Consider the following 19,766-nt stretch of genomic DNA (forward strand, 5'->3'; position numbering starts at 1 on the left):
GGGGCCTCTCATGAGCCGATGTCGGATCGGGCGGCGGCGCGGACGATCGTGCCCTGCTGCCGTTTGGTGAGGGTGCCGCCGGTGACCAGCGCGGCCGTGACGGTCTCGACGTGCCGCACGAACGCGGCGTGGTCGCGGTACTCGCCGTGCTCGGCGATCTTGTCGTTGACGGTGCACCCGTCGGCCAGCGGGTAGTTGCTGACGCCCGTGTCGTCACCGTCGATCACCACGGTGGCGCGGGTGTCGGGAACCTCGCAGGCCTCGCCTCCGCCGGAGGACACGACGGTGAACGCCACCGACTTCTCGGCCGACCGGTTGCCCGCCGTGTCGGTCGCCCGGGCCTTGACCGTGTGCGCCCCGAGCCCGCTGACCACGACCGGCGTGGTGTAGGCGGTCCAGGCGCCCGCGTCGAGGGCGTACTCGATCGAGGCCACCTCCGACTCGGTGTCGTTCGCCGTCACGGTGACGGTGGCCGAGCCGAGGTATCCGCCGTTGTCGTTCTGCTCCCCGTCGACCTCGGCCAGAACCGTGGGCGGCGTGGTGTCCGGCTCTTCGGCGGGCAGCACCGTGAAGTGGGCCATCTGCTCGGCCGAGGTGTTGCCGGCGTTGTCGGTCGCCCGGTAGTGCAGCATGTGCATCCCGGGCGTGCTGACGACAACCGGGTTCGCGTACGCCGTGAAGGCCCCGCCGTCGAGCGAATACTCGATGCGGGCCACGCCCGAGTCGGCGTCGCCGGCGGTCAGGGTGGCGGTGGCCTGCCCGAGGTAGTTGCCCTCGTCGTCCTGCGTACCGGCCAATGCGTGGTTGACCGTCGGTGGCGTCACGTCCTCGTCCGGCTCCGGCTCGACCACCGCGAACGACAGCGTCCCGATCGCGGAGACGTTGCCGTCGTTGTCGGTGGCCCGGTAGCGGAAGCTGTGCGTGCCGACCGCCGTCACCGCCACCGGCGCGGTGTAGGCCTGGAACGCCGCGTTGTCGAGCGAGTACTCGACGGTGTCGACGCCCGACCCGCTGTCGGACGCGGTGACCGTGACGGTCGCCGAGCCGACATAGTTGCCGTCCCCGTCCTGCGTTCCGGCCGCAGCCGCCGTGACGGTCGGCGGCGTCGTGTCCGGATCGGGGTTGCCGTCGGTGACCACGAACTCGCCGACCATCGTGCCGTGACCGGGAATGGCGCAGAAGTAGCGGTAGCGCCCCGGGGTCAGGGTGACGGTCGCCTCGTGCCGCCCGTCGTTGGCGTCGAACGGGTTGGCCAGGATGTTGAGCGTGACGTCGTGGTTGTAGCCCGGCGTCGACGTGTCGAAGGTGAGCGTGTGCGGCATGCCGACGTTGTTGCCGGTCGCCACGCTGTTCTCGAACACGATGGTGGTCTCGCCGGCGCCGGCGGTGGCCGGCGCCGACTTGTATCGGGTGACGTCGCCGTCGGCCGTCCAGTTCAGCGTCTGGGCGGCCGCCGCGGGCAGGGCCGGGGCCAGGGTGAAGGTCAGCAGCAATCCGAGGAGTACGACGAGGATTCGTTTCACAGGGCACGCACCCGGATGTCACGGAACTCCGCGATGTCGTTGTCGCCGTGGTTCTGCAGTCCGATCAGTCCTTCCGTGAACTGCCGCAGGTCGGTCGGTGGGTCGCCGGCGCGCGAGCTCTGCTTGCCCGGCGTGTTGTCGAACTCGTTGATGACCGTGCCGTTGCGGATGATCGTGTAGTGCTGGCCGACGACCTTGATCTCGTACCGGTTCCACACGTTCTTGGGCGTGGCGCCGGCCGCCGAGAGCGGGTTGGGATCGAAGTTGTAGATCGAGCCGGTCTTCTGGGTCTCGCCGGTCTCGCCGTCGTAGATCTGGATCTCGTGGCCGCAGTAGATGGCCACCCAGGCCTGCGAGGTGCGGGCCGAACCGACCGTGCCGCAGCTTCCGTCCGGCCGCTGGTCGAGCGGGATCCGCGGGTCGGGGAAGCGGGTGAAGACTCCGGTGTTGGCCCGGCCCGTGCCGGGAGCGACGTCGCGGAACTGCATCGTGACTGAGAAGTCCTTGAAGGGCTTCGTGTAATACAGCATTCCGAGCCCGCCGCTGGGTCGCAGCGACCCGTCGGGCTGGATCGTGAACTGGCCGGTCGGCGCCTGCGCCCAGTCCTGCAGCGATTCCGGCGTGCCGTTGTAGATGGACACGTAGCCGGTGTGGCCGGCGGTGCCGATCTTCGAGGACGCCGCGAACCGGGTCAGAGCGCCCGCTTCACGGTCGTTCACCACGCCGTCGGCCTTCAACGAGGAGGCGACCGCCGTGACGTGGCGGACGAACGCGTCGTGCGTGGCCCAGGTGCTCTCGTCGTCGATGAGGTCGTCGATCGTGCAGCCCTCGCCCACGACCCGGTTGGCTACCCCAGTGTCAACGGCGTCCAGCCGTACGGTCGTGGACGTGTCCGGCACTGCGCAGCCGACAGTGACCGCCGTTGAAACGGTGGACGTGACCCCGCCCGCGTAAGTGATGGTCAGTGTCGCCGTGTACTTCCCGACCTCGGCGTACGTGTGGGTGGGGTTGGCCTCGGTCGAGGTGCCGCCGTCGCCGAACGTCCACTTGTACGACAGCCCGCCCGAGCGGGATCCGTTGAAGGCCACCGTGAGCGGCTTGTTCTGCACCGCCACCGACGTCGCGCTCGGCGCCGGCGTGTGCGCCCCGCCCTGGTAGGTGACCCGGATCAACTTCTGGTTGGCGTGCAGGCTGAAGAAGCCGCCCGCGTAGTCGAGCAGGTAGAGCGCGCCGTCCGGGCCGAACTTGGCGTCCATCCAGGACTGCAGCGTGGTGCTGCTGCCGCCCGCCGGGATGATCGCGCGAAGCGTCTCGGCGTGCACGGGGGGCTTGCCGGTCGAGACGCCGTCCGGGTCGACGGTGACCGCGACGCGGTTCGCGGAGTTCGACTGGTCGCCGATGAACCACTTGTCGTTCCAGTACGACGGCCACGCCACCGTGCTCTTCGGGTCGACCAGGTCGCGGTGGTAGGTCGGGCCCGACATGACCGCCTGGCCGCCGCCGCGCAGGTAGGGCTGGGTGTAGGTGGCATCCGCGGCCTTGTAGGTCGGGATGTCGCTGCCCTCGCGCTTCGGGAAGACCGGGCCGCCGCCGTCCGGCGAGTACCAGATCATGTTGTCCTTGACCGGCGGCAGGTCCACCAGGCCGGTGTTGCGCGGCGAGTTGTTCTTCGGGGCGTCGCAGTCGTACCAGCCGGTCAGCTGCGACGCATCGGTGTTGCTGCGGTCGCGGTAGGGCTGCCGGTTGCCCATGCAGAACGGCCAGCCGTGATTGCCGGCCTCGGTGATGATCGTGGCCGTCTCGTACTTCGCCGGGCCGAGCTCCGGGCTGGGCGCCGAGGCGTCCGGCCCGACCCAGGCGGCGGTCAGCCACTGGGTCTTCGGGTCGATCTGCAGGCGCGAGATGTTGCGGACACCCATCACGTAGATCTCGGGAAGCGTCTTCGCTGTTCCCGGCGGGAACAGGTTGCCCGGCGGGATCGTGTACGTCCCGTCCGCCTCCGGGTGGATACGGAGAATCTTGCCGTTCAGGTCGTTGGTGTTACCCGAGGTGCGGCGCGCGTCCTGGAAGGAGACGCCCTGCCAGTCCTGCGTCCAGTTGTTGCCCGAGTAGCCGCTGGAGCCGCCCGAGGAGTTGCTGTCACCTGAGCCGACGTACAGGTTCCCCTTGGCGTCGAACGCCATGCCGCCGCCCGCGTGGCAGCAGCTGTGGATCTGCACCGGCCACTTGAGGACGTCCTTGCGGGTGGACTGGTCGATCGTCTTGGTGGTTCTGTCGTAGGTGAACCGGGAGACCGTGCGCTGGCCGATCCGCTTGTCGCGGTCGATCGACTCGTGCGGCATCCAGTAGACGAACAGGTGGCCGTTCTCCGAGAACTTCGGGTCCGGCACGATGCCGAGCAGGCCCTCCTCGTTCTTCTGGAGCTCGTCGCCGCTGCCCCGGTGTCCCATCACCTTGAGGGTGGTGAGCAGCTTCGCCGTCTTGGCGACCGGGTCCCAGGCGTGGATGGTGCCGCAGCCGAGGCCCACGTTCGGGTCGGTCCACGGGACGACCGGCGCGGTCGGGCAGGCGGCCTTGCCGACGTAGAAGACAGTGCCGTCGGGAGCGATGGTCAGGCCGTGCGGCTCGCCGATCTGGTCGAGCTGACCGGTCTGGTTGGTCGCGGTGAGCCGCTCGACTTTGTAGTTCGAGGCGATGGTGGCCTGGCAGTCACCGCGGACGATGCCGCTGGTCCAGCCGAGCGCGCCGGTCAAGTGCTTGCGGAACGCCTCCTCGCCGTACGAGCCCTCGGTGTGGCCCATGCCGGTGTAGAAGGAACGCCCGCCGTCGTAGTCACGGCACCACGAGATCGGGTGGAACGGGCCGTTCGAGCCCAGGCCCGGGTTGTAGTGGCGCTCCTCGACCTGCGCGAGCGTGTGCACGGCGCCGACCGGGTTGGTGGCCCAGTTGTACCAGCGGTCCTCACGGGTGACGTTCAGCGCCAGGTCCTTGGTCGCCGGGTGCTGCCGGTCGAGGATGTTCACCACAGCCCGGTTCACCGCGGGCGGCGCCGGCGTCTCTGTGCTGCCGGTGAACAGCCGCAGGTCGGCCAGCTGGGTCAGCGGTTCGCCGCTGTTGGCCGTGATGTTCAGGCGATAGAACTTGTAGTCGCCCGGCGTGGTCGCGTCGAAGCGCCGGATCTGGAAGCGGTCGCCGAAGGTCTGATTCGTACGCCGGTCCACATCGGACCACTGCTGTCCGTCGGCCGAGCCCTGCAGGGTCCAGTCCTTGGGGTCGCGGCCCGACGAGTCGTTGGCCGACGTCAGGGCGTAGCCGGTGATCCGGGCCGGGGCGGCCAGTTCGTACCGGATCCAGGCGGTCGGCGCGAACACCAGCCACTTGGTGGCGGAGTCGCCGTCGTTGAGCTTGACCGCGGTCTCGTTCGGCGGGTTCTCACCGCTCGCGGTGACCGCCGCGACCGGGTGCGAGACCGGGATGGCGCCGGCGGGACGGGTGCCGATCAGGCCGGTGAACCAGGTCGAGTCGAGCTGGGCCCGGGCCGCGTCACCGACCCCGAGGAAGCCGCCGCCCGCGTTCACGAAGGCTTTGAGGGCGGTTTCCTGTCCGGCGGACAGGGGCACGCCGTCGGCCGAGAGAAAGACGACGGCCCGGTACGCCGCCAGGCCGGCCGGACTGAACACGGCCGGATCGGTGCTCGACGCGACGTCGAGCCCCTGAGCCGCGCCGAGTTCCTTGATGGTCTGGGTCGCCCGGGTCACCGGGTCCTGCTGCGCCGCCGCCGTTCCCGAGAAGACGAGAACCTTGGGTTTGGCGGGCGCCGCGGCCTTCGCGGCTTCCGGAGTCGCCGCCGCCTGTGTGGGCGGCGCTATGCCGATCGCCAGTAGCGCGGCCAAAGCCGTCGCTGCGGCCGGTCTGAGCCTCATGAGCCAGTCCCTCCGTGTACGTGCGTGGGTGCCGTTGCTGTCGCGGCCGCCGCCGAGGACGCCGCCTTGTGCTGGTGGCCCTGGAACCGGTCGATCGCCTCCTGCGCGCCGGGCGGCATGGTGCCGTCGGCGTTGCGTACGAGGAAGATTCCGGCCATGCCGGTGTCCGAGTGCGACTGGACGTGGCAGTGGTACATCCACGCGCCCGGCCCCACGGCCTCACCGGCGAGCACCTGGAACCCGAACGCGCTGCCCGGGTTGAGGTCCTTGTTGTCGATGACCAAGCTGGGATCCGACGGGCCCTCGAGCATGCCGGTGCGGTTGTCGGCCCAGCGGTGCGCGTGCAGGTGGAAGGTGTGGAACAGGCTGCCGTGGCCGATGGCGATCCACTCCACCCGCTGGCCCAGGTTGGCCTCGAACATCGGCGTGTTCGGCGCCGTCCTGTTGTTGATGAGCATGTCGTTGAACACGACGGTGATCTGCTTGTCGGGCAGGACGTCGCCCCGCCGCCGCACGATCAGCGCGCCGTACAACCCCTTGGCGAGGCCGCCGGTGCCGTGGTCGGTGCCCAGCGCGTGGTCGTGGTAGTGCCAGTAGCCGGCGCTGCCGGGCATGAACCGGCGTCCGGCCACCGTGGTCATCTCGTGCGAGCGCCAGGTGTAGGTGCGGGTCTCGCCCGGCGCGTTGAACGAGTCGTTGAACGGCGACCCGTCCGACTCGGTGCTGTAGTCGACGCCGTGCGGGTGGATGGAGAGCCGCTGGGTGGTCGTGTTGACCAGGGTGATCTCGAGCGTGTCGCCCTCGTACATCTCCAGAATCGGCCCCGGCACCGTGGCGCCGCCCCGGGTCAGGCCGTAGCCGATCAGCCCGCCCGGCAGGTTCTCGGCATAGATCGTGATCTTCTTGGTGACCGCGGCCGCGGCCCGGGCCGGCTCGCCCCGGGTCACCGCGACCGCGCCGCCGGTCAGGCCGAGCACTCCGGCCGCGGCGAGCAGGGAACGGCGGCGAAGATGGTTCTCCCCGTCCCGGTTGACAACGTTGTCGTTCATGCGCGTCCTCCAACGTCACCGGCCGGGCCGGAACGCCATTGCTGTCGAGGGTGGGCGTGCGGGCGCCTGTCGGCAGCCGCCGGCTTCCGGGCACGGCGCTGCCCGCGTCCGGCCGGCCGCCGCCATGGCCGCCGTACGCGCGTGTTTCGGACTTTTCTCAGAGAAATCAAAACTTCGGTCTGATGTGAGCAACTTATGACGCACATCGATGGAAGTAAAGGCGTTCCGGAGGAAAGTCCCTCGTGGGAGCGTTCCCATTTTGGCTCGGCGAACATTGGCGCAGACCAATGCCCTCGGCCGACTTTCGCGCCCACTGCACGCTCGGCAGCCGTCCACTCTTCCAGACCACCGCCTCGCCGGACAGCCCGGAGATTGGTCTCAGCCGGCCGGTCCGGCTGCCGATGGACGGGGCATGCCACTACCGCGCCTGGACGATCACGGGGTCGACTACTGGACCCGCCAGATCCGCGTCGGTGCGCTCATCGCCACGCTGGTCACGCTGCTCGGCGCCCTGCAGGTGGTCTTCGTCTGGGCGCCGGAACGCCGGTGGTGGGCGATCCCGGTCGCGGCGGCCGCTCTCGCTCAGGCGGTCCTGGCCGCGCTGCCCTGGCGCCGGTGGGTGCGGCACCCGCGGGTACGGTCGGGACTGTTCGTGTGGTGGGTGCTGGAGATTCCCACGCTCGCGTTCCTCGCGTACTTCGACCCCAACGGCGTCGTCTACTACCTGCCGTGCGCCATGCTGATCGTCATCCTGGCCACCGCCCTCTACCCGGCCAGCGCGGTGGCCGGCCTCGGGGTGCTGGCGGTGGCCGGCTTCTTCGCGCTGCTGCCCGGTCACCCGGGCACGAGCTCGGTGCTGGTCGCCGGTCTGCTGTCGGTCATGGGCTGCGTCGTGCTGATCACCGTGATCATCGCGCACAACCGGCGCCGGCTCGACGACCGGCGCCGCGTCGCCGAACGGCGCTCCGAAGCCCTGCTGCAGAACTCCCCCGAGGTGGTCGTCGCCATCGGCCGCAACGACAAGGTCCGGTACGCCACCCCTTCGATGCGTACGGTGCTGGGTCACACCCCCGAGTCGGTGACCGGCACGCTGCTCATCACGCTCACCCACCCGGACGACCGGCCGCAGTTGCGCGGCTGGATGGCGACCTTGCGCTCGTCGCCGCCGGGCACGGTGGCCGAGATCGAGACGCGACTGCGGCGGGCCGACGGCTCCTGGGCCCTGCTCGACGCGATCGGCACGAACTGCCTGCACGACCCCGACCTCGAGGCGATCGTGCTCAGCGTCCGCGACGTCGGACCGCGCAAGGCGCTCGAGCAGCAGCTGAGCCGGCAGGCCTTCTGCGACCCGCTCACCGGCCTGTCCAACCGCGCGCTGTTCCGCGACCGCCTCGAGCACGCCACCGCGCGCCGGGACGCCGACGTGACCGTCCTGCTCGTGGACCTCGACGACTTCAAGAGCGTCAACGACAACCTCGGCCACAGCGCCGGCGACGAACTGCTGACCGCGCTGGCCGCCCGGCTGCGCGACAACGTCCGCCCCGGCGACACGCTGGCCCGGCTCGGCGGGGACGAGTTCGCCGTGCTCATCGAGGATCTCGACGGCCGCGACCCGGGCGCCCTGGCCGAACGGCTGCTGCACGAGCTGCGCAAGCCGATCAGCGTCGCCGGCCACGAGATCCGCCGCACCGCCAGCATCGGTGTGGCAGCCGGCGGCGAGAGCGGCGAGGAGCTGCTGCGCAACGCCGATCTGGCGATGTACGCGGCCAAACGTCAGGGGCGCAACGCGTACGCGCTCTTCGACCCCGAGATGTACGCCAGCCTGGTCAACGAGGCCCAGCTGCGCGCCGAGATGGAGACGGCGCTGACCGGACAGCAGTTCGTCGTCCACTACCAGCCCGTGGTCGACCTGCCCACCCAGCGGCTGACCGGGGTCGAGGCGCTGGTCCGCTGGCAGCACCCGGAGCGGGGACTGCTCGCCCCGCAGCACTTCATCGACACCGCCGAGGAGAGCGGGCTGATCGTTCCGCTCGGCCGGTGGGTGCTGCGCGAGTCGCTCCGGCAGCTGGCCCGCTGGCAGCGGCCCGGCTTCAAGATGAACGTCAACCTGTCGGCCCGCCAGTTCCAGGACCCGGCCCTGGTGACCGACGTCCGCGACACGCTGGCCGAGTCCGGCGTCGACCCGGCCTGCCTCACGCTGGAGATCACCGAGTCGATGTTGCTGCAGGACATCGACGCGGCCACCGACACCCTGCACGCGCTGCGCCGGCTCGGCGTGCGGCTGGCGATCGACGACTTCGGAACCGGCTACTCGTCGCTCAACTACCTCAAGCGCCTGCCCGTCGACATCATCAAGATCGACCGCGCCTTCGTCACCCAGGTCGCCACCGACGACGGGGACAAAGCCCTGGTCGACGCCGTGGTCGGCCTGAGCCAGGCCCTGCGGATGCAGACCGTCGCCGAGGGCATCGAGACCGACGACCAGTGGACGGCCCTGCGCCGCCTCGGCTGCGACTTCGGCCAGGGCTTCCTCTTCGGCCGTCCCGTCGACCCGGCCTCGATCGAACTTCTGCTCGACGAGCCCCTCCCGGCCGCCTGAGCAGGGGGTCGCTCAGCCCCGGTGGCCGTCTCGCAGTTCGCGCACCAGGGACGAGACGACGGCCTTGAGGCTGCCGTTGTTGGCGGCGGCCACGCGGAGCTGGCGCTGATAGCTGGCGCCGCCGTCGATGACATCCTGCGTCTTCGCCAGTTCGCCCACGCAGTCCAGCGACTCGGCGATCGGGGCCAGGAGCGGCAGCAGCTCCTCCAGGTCCTTGGTGACCAGCAGCTCGTCGCCGGCCGTGTTCTGGATGATGATGGCTTCCATGCCGTAGCGGGCGGCCCGCCACTTGTTCTCGCGCACGAACCACGGCTGGAGCATCGGCACCTCGCGGCCGGCGTCCAGCTCGCGGGAGAAGTGCTCGACCAGGCACTGGGTCAGAGCCGCGATCGCGCCGATCTCGCCCGCGGTGGAGATGCCGTCGAACGTACGCACCTCGATCGTTCCCCATCGGGGCGACGGGCGGATGTCCCAGCGCAGCTCGTTCAGCTCTTCGATGACGCCCGTGTGCTGCAGGTCGGCCACCAGGGCCTCGTACTGCCGCCATTCGGTGAACTGCGGGGGCAACCCGGCCGTCGGCAGCTGCTGGAACATCAGCGCCCGGTTGGAGGCGTACCCGGTGTTCTCGCCCGCCCAGAACGGGCTCGACGCGCTCAGCGCCTGGAAGTGCGGCAGGTAGGTGAGCAGCCCGTCGATGATCGGCAGGACCTTGCGCCGGTCCTCCACGGCGACGTGCACGTGCACGCCCCAGATCATCATCTGCCGGCCCCACCAGCGGGTGCGGTCGATCAGGGTGTCGTAGCGCGGCTTGCCCGGCGTCACCTGCTGCTGGAACCACTGGCTGAACGGGTGGGTGCCCGACGAGATGAGGTCGACGCCCATCGGCTCGGCCAGCTCGGCCACCCGGTCGACGAGCCGGGTGAGATCGGCGACGGCGTCCCGCACCCGCCGCTGGGGCGCGCTCACCACCTCGACCGTGTTGGTGAGCAGCTCGTTGGTGACGTGCGGGAACGACTCCGCGCTGCCGAGTCTGGCCAGCAGTTCCGGGGCCGCGGGGCTGAGCTCACCGCTGCGCCGGTCGACGCAGGCGATCTCCCACTCGACCCCTAGGCGCGATCTTTCCGATGGGGCGAAGTCGATTCCCATGGGCCAACTCTACGGATGACGGCGCCATTGCAGCATGGCCGCCGTGGCGTCGTCGCGGAGCTCGCCCGCCTCGTACGAGACGATGGTCTGGATCAGGCGGCGCATCGTCTCGGGAGCCGGGGCGCCGTCCCGCATCGCGCCGATCAGGAACTCGCTGAGCCGCTCGGCCCCGAAGAGCGTCCCGGCGGCGTCCCGGGCCTCGGTGATGCCGTCGGTGTAGAGCACCAGCGTGTCCCCCGGCTCCAGCTGCTGCTCGATCACTGTCGGTGGCCGCCCCAGCATGGCGCCGAGGCCGAGCGGCAGCGCGTTCGGCGTGGGCAGCGAGGGCAGCGACCGCCCGTCCCGCAGCAGCAGCTCGGCCGGATGGCCGGCGCTGATCCGGCGGTACGCCCCGGTCTCCATGTCCAGCTCGGCCAGCAGCGCCGTGACGAACGCGGCGGGGTACTGCGAACGGATCCACTTGTCGATCGACCGGTACGTGTCGGTCAGGGACAGCCCCGACCGGCGGGCATTGCGGTAGGTGTTCAACGTCAACGTGGTCAGGGCGCTGGCGCTGATCCCGTGACCGACCGTGTCGAACAGCGCGACGTGCAGAATGTCCCCGTTCGCGGCGTAGTCGAAGGCGTCGCCCCCGACGTCGTAACAGGGCTCGAGCACGGCCGTGACCATGGTGCCGTCCACGGCGAAGGTCAGCGGCGGCAGCTGGTTCCAGATGATCTCCGCCGCCAGCTGCATGGGCAGCCGCCGCCGGGTGTGCTCGACCGCGTCGCCGTAGAACCGCCGGCTGGCGATCAGCTCGGCGACCAGCGCCGCGATCACTTCGAGGTCGTGCCGGACCGACTCCGACGGATAGTCCTCGACCTGGAACTCCAGCACCCCGAGCCGCTCCGAGCCGTGCAGCAACGGCAGCCAGAGGACCCCGTCGGCCCACTGCTGCCGGGCCGTGGTGAAGGCCAGCCCGGCCGGCGTCCCGTCGACGGCCGAGGACGTCACCCGATCGGGAACAGTCCCGCGCAACGGGTGCAGAGCCTCCTGCGCGTAGTCGACCAGCAGCACGATCGCCGCCTCGGCCCCGAGCAGGGGCGCGGCCGCCGCCAGCACCGCCGGCAGGTCTTCAGCCCGCCCCCGGTGTCGCAGATCCATGAGCCGCCGCACGGCCTCCATCGAAGCAAGCATCAGACCCATCTTCCACGCCGCCGGACCGGAACGCAGCGGCGGGCGGGTCGTCACATGAGTTCGCGGTAGGCGCGCAGCACGGCCTCGGTGCGTTCGGCCAGCTCGGAGCCGGCATCCGGGACGGTCGACGGCTCGGCTGAGGTCAGCCGGGCGAGCGTCTCGTCCGCCTGCCGACCCAGCGCGTCGATCTGTTCGTCGCGGATCAACTCCTCGCCCGCCACCGCCACGGTGTTCAGCGTGGCCAGGCGCCTGGCCACCTCGTCGTCGAGCGCGGCCAGGGCGGTGGTGGCCTTCGCCATCCGCGGGGCCAGCTCGAACGCGCCGTCGTGCTCGGCCAGCTCCGCGTGCAGCTCCTGGAGTTCCTGCCGCCTCTCCAGAGCTCCCGCCAGGTCGAACAGGGCGTGCGCGAGCTGTCGCTGGGCCAGCGGCACATCGATGAGCGCCCCCAGCGACGGCCACGTCTCCGACGTGCGCTGGCACAGGTCGATGGCGTCCGACAACGCCTTCCGATCCGCCTCGTCGACCAGAACGTGGTGCTGGTCGCGGTTGCTCTGCAGCTGCGGGGCCGAGATGACTCCGGGCCGCTTGCGCCAGCGATGCCAGCCGGAGCCGAGACCGGCCACGAGGCCCATGACAAGAAGGCCGCCGCCCACCGCCGCGGCGCCCCCGAGCAGCAGGGCCGCGCCGACGACCCCGAGCCCCAAGACCACCCCGGTCATCGGACCCAGGTCACCCGGCGGATCGGCCGGGGTGACTTCGAGGACACTGCCCCAGCCGAAGGTCACGCCCCGGCCACCGACGATCTCGAGCGGAAGGGTCGACACGATCACCAGCTTGTCGTCGTGGGCCACATACAGCGCCGGCGCCATCCTCGCTCCACTCCCCCGTCAGGCGACCCGCATCATCCCATGGGAGTGCGCGGTAGTGGGGGAAGCGCCGGGCGGTCCAGCCAGGCGGTGAACAGGTCGTCCAGCGGTGCGGCGGAGAAGCGCTGGGCGTGGCGGCGGAACTGGTCGGTGGTCACCGTGCGGTGCTGGTTCTCGGCCACCCACGAGCGCAGCAGGGCGAAGAACGCGGCGTCGCCGATCGTCGTGCGCAGGGCGTGCAACGTGAGGGCGCCGCGCTTGTAGACCAGCGGGTCGAACATCCGGTCCACGCCGGGGTCGGCGATGCTGACGGTGGCTGGGTGGGCCAGCAGCCAGATGTGCCAGCGGGCGGCGTGGATGTCGGCCGACGGGCCACCCGAGACGCTGGACCACAGCCACTCGGCATACGTCGCGAAGCCCTCGTTCAGCCAGATGTGGCGCCAGTCGGCCACCGTGAGGCTGTTGCCGAACCACTGGTGGGCCAGCTCGTGGGCGACCAGCCGCTCGTGGGTGCGCCGCCCGTCGAGGTGGTTGCGGCCGAAGACGGCCATGCCCTGCGCCTCGACCGGGTCGTCGAGGTCGTCGTCGGCCACCACCACGACGTACTCGCGGAAGGGGTACGGCCCGAACAGGCGCTCGCACGCCGACATGATCTCGCCGTGCCGGCCGAAGTCGTGCCGGAAGACCGGGCGCAGGCGGGGCGGGATCGCCGCCCGCTGCCGCACGCCGCCCCCGGGGGCCAGGTCGACCAGCTCGTACCGGCCGATCTGGACGCTCATCAGGTAGGGCGCGGTGGGCTCGTTGCGCTCGAAGACCCACGTGGTGGTGCCCGCCCCGCGCCGCTTGGAGACGAGGTCGCCGGTCACCACCACCGTGTACGGCGTGGCCGCGGTGAGGGTCACCAGGAACGTGGCCTTGTCGTCGGGGCGGTCGTTGCACGGGAACCAGGACGGCGCCCCGATCGGCTGGCTCGCCACGAGCACGCCGTCGGTCAGTTCGTCCCAGCCGATGTCGCCCCAGCGGCCCGAGATCGGCACGGGCGTGCCGGCGTACCGGACCTCGACCTTGAACGTCGCGCCGTAGCCGATCGGCTTCTCCGGTTTGACGCGCAGCTTGCCGGCCCGGTGCGTGAACGTCGCGCGCCGCCCGTCGACCCGGACGTCCTGGATCCGGAACTGGCCCAGGTCGAGGCTGAACCGGGACAGGCCCTGCACCGTCTGCGCGGTGATCGTCGCCTTCCCGGCGAGCCGGTTGGAGACGACGCGGTAGTCGAGGTCGAGGTCGTACCGCAGCACGCGGTACCCGCCGTTGCCGTGCCCGGGAAGGTACGAGTCGGACGAGTGGTCGACGCCCGGAGGGGTCATAACCAGTTCGCGATCGGGTTCCCCAGCCACCGGCTGTCGGCCGGCACCGCGTCGCCGCGGGTCACCAGCGAGCCGGGTCCTACCGTGGTGCGCGCACCGATGCCGGCGCCGGGCAGCACGATCCCGTGCGGGCCGAGCGTCGCGCCCGCGCCCAGAGTCACCTCGTCCATGGCCATGATCCGATCATGGAACAGGTGGGTCTGCACCACGCACCCCCGGTTGACCGTGGCCCCCGGCCCGAGCCGCACGAGGTCGTACTCGGGAAGCCAGAAGGTCTCCAGCCACGCGCCGCGCCCGATCTTGGCGCCGACCGTGCGCAGCCACAGGTTCAGCAGGGGTGTGCCGGTCGCGAAGCGGAACAGCCAGGGCGCGACGAGCACCTCGACGAACGTGTCGGCGAGCTCGTTGCGCCAGACGAACGAGGTCCACAGCGCGTGCTCGGCGACCCGGAACCGCCCGACCAGCAGCCACTTGGCGGCGGTGGCGAGCAGCGCGCCGGCGATCGTGGCGGCGAACAGCGCCGGTCCGGCGGCCAGCGCGGCCGCCCCCAGCCCGAAGGCGCTCCAGACCTGCTCGACCGCGGCCACGACCAGGACGGCCAGGGCGACGGCGAGCATCACCGGAATGATCCGGCACAGTTCGATCGCGGCGCGGGCCAGCTTGAGCCGCAGCGGCGGCTCGTAGGTACGGCCGGCGTCGCCCGCCTCGACCGTGCGGCGCAGCGGCATGGGCGGGGCGCCCAGCCACGACGAGCCCTTCTTGGCCTTGCGCGGCGCCGACGAGAGCACGCCGACCAGGCCGCGCTTGGGCACCGTACGGCCGGAGGCGGCGATGCCGGAGTTGCCGAGGAACGCCTGCTTGCCGATCCGGGCCGGAGCGACCCGCAGCCAGCCGTTGTTCAGCTCGTAGGTGGCCACCATCGTGTCGTCGGCCAGGAACGCGCCGTCCTCGACGGTCGTCATCGACGGCACCGCCAGCACCGTGGACAGCTCCGCGTTACGCCCGATCCTGGCGCCGAGCAGCCGCAGCCACACCGGCGTGAACAGGCTGGCGTAGATCGGGAACAACGCGATCCGGGCCATCCCCATCAGCCGCTCGGTCGTCCAGACCTGCCAGGCGATCCTTCCCCGTACGGGGTGACAGCCCGCGCGCAGCCCGATGCCGAGCGCCCGGACCGCCACGAGCACGAGCAGCGCGTACGACAGGAACCAGGCGACCGCCGCCGCCGGCGCCATCAGCAGCGCGGCGCCGAGGTCGGGCCCGTCGGCGAGCGTCCATCCGAGCAGCGCGAGGGCGGGGAGCGCGGCCACCACCGGCAGCAGCCCGAGCAGCTGAGCGGTCAGGCTGTAGGCGACCACCCAGAACCGGGACCGGCGCGGGGGTCGCTGGGACGGCCACGTCACCCCGTCCGACTTGCCGGGCCACCGTTTGCCGGCCGCGACCGCGCCGGTCACGGTCGAGCCGGCGCTGATGTGCGCGTTCTTGCCGATCCGGGCGCCGGGCATGATCGTGCTCCGGCCGCCGACCCGGGCCCCGGCGCCGATCCGCACCTTGCCGACCCGCACGATGTCGCCGTCGACCCAGTAGCCGGACAGGTCGACTTCGGGCTCGACGGCCGCGCCCCGGCCCAGCTTGAGTAGGCCGGTGACCGGCGGGGCGGAGTGCAGGTCGACGTCCGGGCCGATCTGCGCGCCGAGCGCCTTGGCGTAGGTGATCATCCAGCTGGCCCCGGTGACGCTGGTGGCGCCGGTCAGCTCGGCCAGCCGCTCCGCCGCCCACAGCCGCAGGTGCACCCGGCCGCCGCGGGGATAGTCGCCCTTGCCGACGCCGCGCAGCAGCAACCGGATGCCGCCGGCCGCGACAGCGATGCGGCCGGGCGGGCTGAACAGCACCAGCCAGCTCGCCGCGATCCACCACCAGGAGACGTGCGGCGCCCAGCTCACCAGGTTGGCCAGTGCGGCCAGGACGGTGAGCCAGCGCAGCCCGACGAGCGCGACCATCGGCAGCATGAGCAGGCCCTGGACGAAGCCGGCCGAGCGCGGCGTCGGCCGCACCTCGCGGCGAACCGTCTCGGTGGCGACAAGCGCGTCGAGCGCGGCGGCCATCTGCGACAGCCGGGGGTGCTGATAGACGTCGGCCACCGCCACCTGCGGGTGGGCCCGGCGGATCCAGGCCACCAGCTGCGCCGCGTTGAGGCTGCTGCCGCCGTTGCTGAAGAAGTCGGCGTCGGCCGCAGCGGGACGTACGCCGAGAATCTGCTCCCAGCCGTCGGCCAGCCAGGCCTGGGTCGCGGTCAGCTCGGCCTCGGCCGTGCCCGAGCCCGTGGTCAGCGGCCAGGGCAGCGCCGCCCGGTCGACCTTCCCGGAGGTACGGGTCGGCAGGTCGTCCACCTCGGCCAGCAGCGGCACGAGGGCGGCCGGCAGCTGTTCCCGGATGCGCAGAGCCGCAGCGGCAGCGTCGAAGCCTTCGCGCGCCACGACGTACCCCACGAGCAGCTGGTTGCCGGCGGCGGTGCGCTTGATCGCGGCGGCCGCGCCGGCCACACCCGGCAGCGCCTGCAGCGCGGCGTCGACCTCGCCCAGCTCGATCCGGCGCCCGCCCAGCTTGACCTGCTCGTCGCCGCGGCCCAGGAACAGCAGCCCCGCGGGTTCGGCGCGCACGATGTCGCCGCTGCGGTACGCCCTCTCCCAGCCCAGCGAGGGCAGGGGCGCGAACTTCTCGGCGTCCTTGGCGGCGTCGAGGTAGCGGGCCAGGCCGACGCCACCGATCACCAGCTCGCCCGTCCCGCCCATCGCCACCGGCGCGCCGGCCGGGCCGACCACGGCCAGCTCCCAGCCCGCGAGCGGCAGGCCGATGCGCACCGGGCCCTCGCCGGTCAGCCGGGCCGCGCAGGCCACCACGGTGGCCTCGGTCGGGCCGTACGTGTTCCAGACCTCGCGCCCCTCGACGGCGAGCCGTTCCGCGAGCTCGGGCGGGCAGGCCTCGCCCCCGAAGATCAGCAGCCGGACGTCGTCGAGCGCCTCCACCGGCCACAGCGCGGCCAGGGTGGGCACGGTCGAGACGACAGTGATCCGCTGCTCGGCCAGCCACGGGCCGAGGTCGACGCCGCTGCGCACGAGCGACCGCGCGGCCGGCACCAGGCAGGCGCCGTGCCGCCAGGCGAGCCACATCTCTTCGCACGAGGCGTCGAAGGCCACGGAAAGCCCGGCCAGCACCCGGTCGCGCGGCCCGATCGACTCGGCGTCGTCGTCGGCCAGGAACAGTTGGGCCTCGGCGTCGACGAACGCGGCGGCCGCGGCATGCGTGACGGCCACGCCCTTCGGGGTGCCGGTGGAGCCGGAGGTGAAGATGATCCAGGCGTCGTCGTCCGGTCCGGGCCGACCGGTCTTTCCGCTTTCTTCTTCGGGCGTACGGCCTTCTTCGGGCGTACGGCTTTCTTCTTCGGGTGGACGGCGCATCGTCACGCTCAGCCCGTCGCCGAGCACCGCCGCCACGCCCGCCTCGGCGAAGACCAGCTCTGCGCGCTCCTCGGGGTCGTCCGCGTCGACCGGCACATAGGCCGCGCCGGCCGCCAGCACGCCGAGGATGGCGAGGTAGAGGTCGGCCGTGCCGGAGGAGACCCGGATCCCGACCCGGTCGCCCGCGCCCACGCCGTGCCCGCTGAGGGTTGCCCGCAGCTTCTCGACCTCGTCGGCCAGCTCGCGGTAGGTGAGAGTCGCGCCGCCGGCGTCGATGGCCCGGCTGTTCGCGTGCGCCTGCACGGTGGCGTCGAAGATGTCGACCAGGGTGCGCCGCAGCGGCGCCGACCGCGACCGGAACAGGGCCGGAGCCTCCGGTGCGACGCCGAACGAGGGCAGGTCGATCAGTTGCAGGTCGGTCGTCACCGTCACCGGGCGTACTCCATCTCCACCACATCGTCACCGTCGCCAGGCGCACGGCAGCGAGCCACCCGGGGGCAGCGCTCAAAGTTACGGGCAGAAGATGAACGATGACGAGTGAATGACCAATACGTGTCCACCACCACACGGACCGGCCCGGTCACGACGGTCCTTGCGTGCGGGCCCGGTGCGGGCACATCATCGGGCGATGACGGACAAGGTCACCACCGTGCTCGACGGCTTCACCTTCACCGAGGCGCCCCGCTGGCACGAGGGGCGGCTGTGGTTCTCCGACTTCTATTCGTCCCGGGTCATGTCGGCCCGCGCGGACGGCGCCGACCTGCGCCTCGAGGCGACCGTGGAGCAGCAGCCGTCCGGGCTCGGCTGGCTGCCCGACGGCCGGCTCCTCATCGTGTCGATGCGCGACCGTCGCATCCTGCGCCGCGAGCCCGACGGCACCCTCGTCACCCACGCCGACCTGAGCGGGCACGCCACCGGCCACCTCAACGACATGGCGGTCGACGCCGAGGGCCGCGCGTACGTCGGGAACTTCGGCTTCGACCTGATGGCCGGCGACCCGATCGAGCCGGCCGCACTGCACCGCGCCGACCCCGACGGCACGGTGACCGAGCTGGCGACCGGCCTCTGGTTTCCCAACGCCATCGCCCTCACCCCCGGCGGCACGGTGCTGGTCAACGAGACCTTCGGCAACCGGATCACCGCCTTCGACCTGACGCCGGACGGCACCCTGGTCAACCGCCGGATCTGGGCCGAGTTCGGCCCCCTGCCCACCGACCTCACCGTGGCCGGGGCGATCGCCCAGCTCACGGTGGCGCCCGACGGCGCCTGCCTCGACGCCGAGGGTGCCCTGTGGGTGGCCGACGCCGTCGGCGGCCGCCTGATCCGGGTGGTCGAGGGCGGCACCATCACCGACGAGGTACGGCCCGGCACGAACGTCTACGCCTGCGCACTGAGCGGCACGACCCTGTTCGCCTGCGCCGCCCCCGACTTCTTCGAACACGCCCGCCGCGCCGCCACCGAGGGCAGCGTGATCGCCGTCCCGGTCACCGTGCCCGCCGCCTGACCCCGGGCCTACGACAGCCGGATCGGGTTGACGATGTCGGCGGTGATGGTCAGGGCCATCACCACACCGCCGATGGCCATCAGCACCAGGGTGACCGGGACCAGTCGCGTGAAGTCGACCGGGCCGCCGGCGGGGCGGCCGCGCAGGCGACGGACGGCGTCCCGAATTCGCTCGAACCACACCACCGCGATGTGGGCGCCGTCGAGTGGCAGCAGCGGCAGCAGGTTGAACACCGCCAGGAACAGGTTGAGGCTGACCAGCAGCAGCAGGAACGTGCCCCACAGGCCGCGTTCGACTGCCTCGCCGCCGAGGCGGCTGGCGCCGACCATGCTGATCGGGGTGTCGGGGTCGCGCTCGCCGCCGATCGCCTCGACCACCGCGGGAATCCGTTCGGGGAACGCGGCCAGCTGGGTGACCGTGCCCGAGATCAGGTCGCCGGTGAACGCCGCCGTGGCGCCGGTTGCGGCGATCGCGTCGTACCGGAAATAGGCGGGCGGCGGCACGGGAGTCGCACCCATCATGCCGACCTCGCCGCCTGCCTGCGGCACGCGGGCCACGTCGACGGTGAGCGTCAGCGCCGACCCGTCGCGCCGGACGGTCACTTCGGTGGGTCCGTCGGCGGACTGCACGGCCGCGATGACGTCGCGCCACAGCGGGGTGGGCGCTCCGGCGACGGCCTCGATCCGGTCGCCCGGGCGCAGACCGGCCTCGGCGGCGGGACAGACCGCGCCGACGCATGAGGTGGCCGCGACCACGGGTTCGGTCACCGGCTTGAGGTTCGGCAGGCCGAGGGTGACCGCCATGGCGTACAGGATCGCGACCGCGAGCACGACGTGCATGACCGGGCCGGCCAGCATCACCGTCGTGCGCTTCCAGGCCGGGTAGCGCCACATCGCGCGCCGCTGTTCGTCGGGGCTCAGCTCGTCGAGGCTGGTGAGCCCGGCGATGTCGCAGAAACCGCCGATCGGCAGGGCCTTCAGCCCGTACTCGGTCTCGCCGCGGCGGAACGAGAACACCGTGGGGCCGCGACCGACGAAGAAGCGCCGCACCTTCATGCCGAACGCGCGCGCGGCGAGCATGTGCCCCGCCTCGTGCCACGCGAGCGAGAGGCAGATGCCGAGCAGAAACAGCAGAAATCCGGCGGTGTACGTGAGCACC

11 protein-coding genes are annotated in these 19,766 nt (G+C 71.5%); 2 read left to right on the forward strand and 9 right to left on the reverse strand.

Translation table 11 applies throughout. From position 1 onward, the window contains the following. Nucleotides 1-8: 8 nt before the first annotated feature. The 3 genes from LXN57_RS25405 to LXN57_RS25415 are packed head-to-tail and all read right to left on the reverse strand — an operon-like array spanning nt 9 to nt 6,495. The gene (locus tag LXN57_RS25405) at nt 9-1,523 is read right to left on the reverse strand and encodes an OmpL47-type beta-barrel domain-containing protein (protein WP_251800717.1); all 1,515 of its coding nucleotides are present in this window, start codon (nt 1,521-1,523) and stop codon (nt 9-11) included. After that, entirely contained in the window at nt 1,520-5,446 is a 3,927-nt protein-coding gene (locus tag LXN57_RS25410; protein ID WP_251800718.1) for a ThuA domain-containing protein, read from the reverse strand. Before LXN57_RS25410 ends, LXN57_RS25405 begins: the two co-directional genes overlap by 4 nt. Next, nucleotides 5,443-6,495, reverse strand: a complete 1,053-nt coding sequence (locus LXN57_RS25415; protein ID WP_251800720.1) for a multicopper oxidase domain-containing protein — start codon at nt 6,493-6,495, stop codon at nt 5,443-5,445. The genes LXN57_RS25410 and LXN57_RS25415 overlap by 4 nt, the downstream gene beginning before the upstream one ends. A gap of 412 nt (nt 6,496-6,907) precedes the next feature. Between LXN57_RS25415 and LXN57_RS25420 the strand changes: the two genes are divergently transcribed. After that, complete coding sequence (locus LXN57_RS25420) at nt 6,908-9,094, forward strand: putative bifunctional diguanylate cyclase/phosphodiesterase (RefSeq protein WP_251800721.1); 2,187 nt, start codon at nt 6,908-6,910, stop codon at nt 9,092-9,094. Nucleotides 9,095-9,106: 12 nt separating this feature from the next. Here LXN57_RS25420 and LXN57_RS25425 read toward each other — a convergent pair whose 3' ends face one another. Genes LXN57_RS25425 through LXN57_RS25445 form a run of 5 tightly spaced genes read right to left on the reverse strand, consistent with a single transcriptional unit; the run spans nt 9,107 to nt 17,536 of the window. Next, nucleotides 9,107-10,240, reverse strand: coding sequence for a glutamate--cysteine ligase (locus LXN57_RS25425; RefSeq protein WP_251800723.1), 1,134 nt, complete (start codon nt 10,238-10,240; stop codon nt 9,107-9,109). Between the two features lie 9 nt (nt 10,241-10,249). Continuing rightward, nucleotides 10,250-11,416, reverse strand: coding sequence for a PP2C family protein-serine/threonine phosphatase (locus tag LXN57_RS25430; RefSeq protein ID WP_251800724.1), 1,167 nt, complete (start codon nt 11,414-11,416; stop codon nt 10,250-10,252). A 50-nt stretch (nt 11,417-11,466) separates the two neighbouring features. Next, nucleotides 11,467-12,285: a hypothetical protein gene (locus tag LXN57_RS25435; RefSeq protein ID WP_251800726.1), complete on the reverse strand. Its 819-nt coding sequence runs from the start codon at nt 12,283-12,285 to the stop codon at nt 11,467-11,469. A 32-nt stretch (nt 12,286-12,317) separates the two neighbouring features. Continuing rightward, nucleotides 12,318-13,646 (reverse strand): M1 family metallopeptidase, encoded by a 1,329-nt coding sequence (locus LXN57_RS25440; protein WP_251800727.1) that lies wholly within the window; start codon nt 13,644-13,646, stop codon nt 12,318-12,320. Beyond that, the gene (locus tag LXN57_RS25445) at nt 13,643-17,536 is read right to left on the reverse strand and encodes a Pls/PosA family non-ribosomal peptide synthetase (RefSeq protein WP_251800728.1); all 3,894 of its coding nucleotides are present in this window, start codon (nt 17,534-17,536) and stop codon (nt 13,643-13,645) included. Before LXN57_RS25445 ends, LXN57_RS25440 begins: the two co-directional genes overlap by 4 nt. A 196-nt stretch (nt 17,537-17,732) precedes the next feature. Here LXN57_RS25445 and LXN57_RS25450 point away from each other — a divergent pair, with 196 nt between their 5' ends. After that, nucleotides 17,733-18,608: an SMP-30/gluconolactonase/LRE family protein gene (locus LXN57_RS25450; RefSeq protein WP_251800729.1), complete on the forward strand. Its 876-nt coding sequence runs from the start codon at nt 17,733-17,735 to the stop codon at nt 18,606-18,608. An 8-nt stretch (nt 18,609-18,616) separates the two neighbouring features. Here LXN57_RS25450 and LXN57_RS25455 read toward each other — a convergent pair whose 3' ends face one another. Beyond that, the gene (locus LXN57_RS25455; protein ID WP_251800730.1) at nt 18,617-19,765 is read right to left on the reverse strand and encodes a M50 family metallopeptidase; all 1,149 of its coding nucleotides are present in this window, start codon (nt 19,763-19,765) and stop codon (nt 18,617-18,619) included. Between the last annotated feature and the right edge of the window lies 1 nt (nt 19,766).

It is taken from the genome of Paractinoplanes hotanensis (assembly GCF_023717965.1).
Classification (GTDB): Bacteria; Actinomycetota; Actinomycetes; order Mycobacteriales; family Micromonosporaceae; genus Actinoplanes; species Actinoplanes polyasparticus.

Coding starts and splice junctions, on each gene's coding strand:
- LXN57_RS25430 (WP_251800724.1), bottom strand. CDS start 11,416: ATGCTTGCTTCGATGGAGGCCGTGCGGCGGCTCATGGATCTGCGACAC.
- LXN57_RS25450 (WP_251800729.1), top strand. CDS start 17,733: ATGACGGACAAGGTCACCACCGTGCTCGACGGCTTCACCTTCACCGAG.
- LXN57_RS25440 (WP_251800727.1), bottom strand. CDS start 13,646: ATGACCCCTCCGGGCGTCGACCACTCGTCCGACTCGTACCTTCCCGGG.
- LXN57_RS25435 (WP_251800726.1), bottom strand. CDS start 12,285: ATGGCGCCGGCGCTGTATGTGGCCCACGACGACAAGCTGGTGATCGTG.
- LXN57_RS25410 (WP_251800718.1), bottom strand. CDS start 5,446: ATGAGGCTCAGACCGGCCGCAGCGACGGCTTTGGCCGCGCTACTGGCG.
- LXN57_RS25425 (WP_251800723.1), bottom strand. CDS start 10,240: ATGGGAATCGACTTCGCCCCATCGGAAAGATCGCGCCTAGGGGTCGAG.
- LXN57_RS25415 (WP_251800720.1), bottom strand. CDS start 6,495: ATGAACGACAACGTTGTCAACCGGGACGGGGAGAACCATCTTCGCCGC.
- LXN57_RS25420 (WP_251800721.1), top strand. CDS start 6,908: ATGCCACTACCGCGCCTGGACGATCACGGGGTCGACTACTGGACCCGC.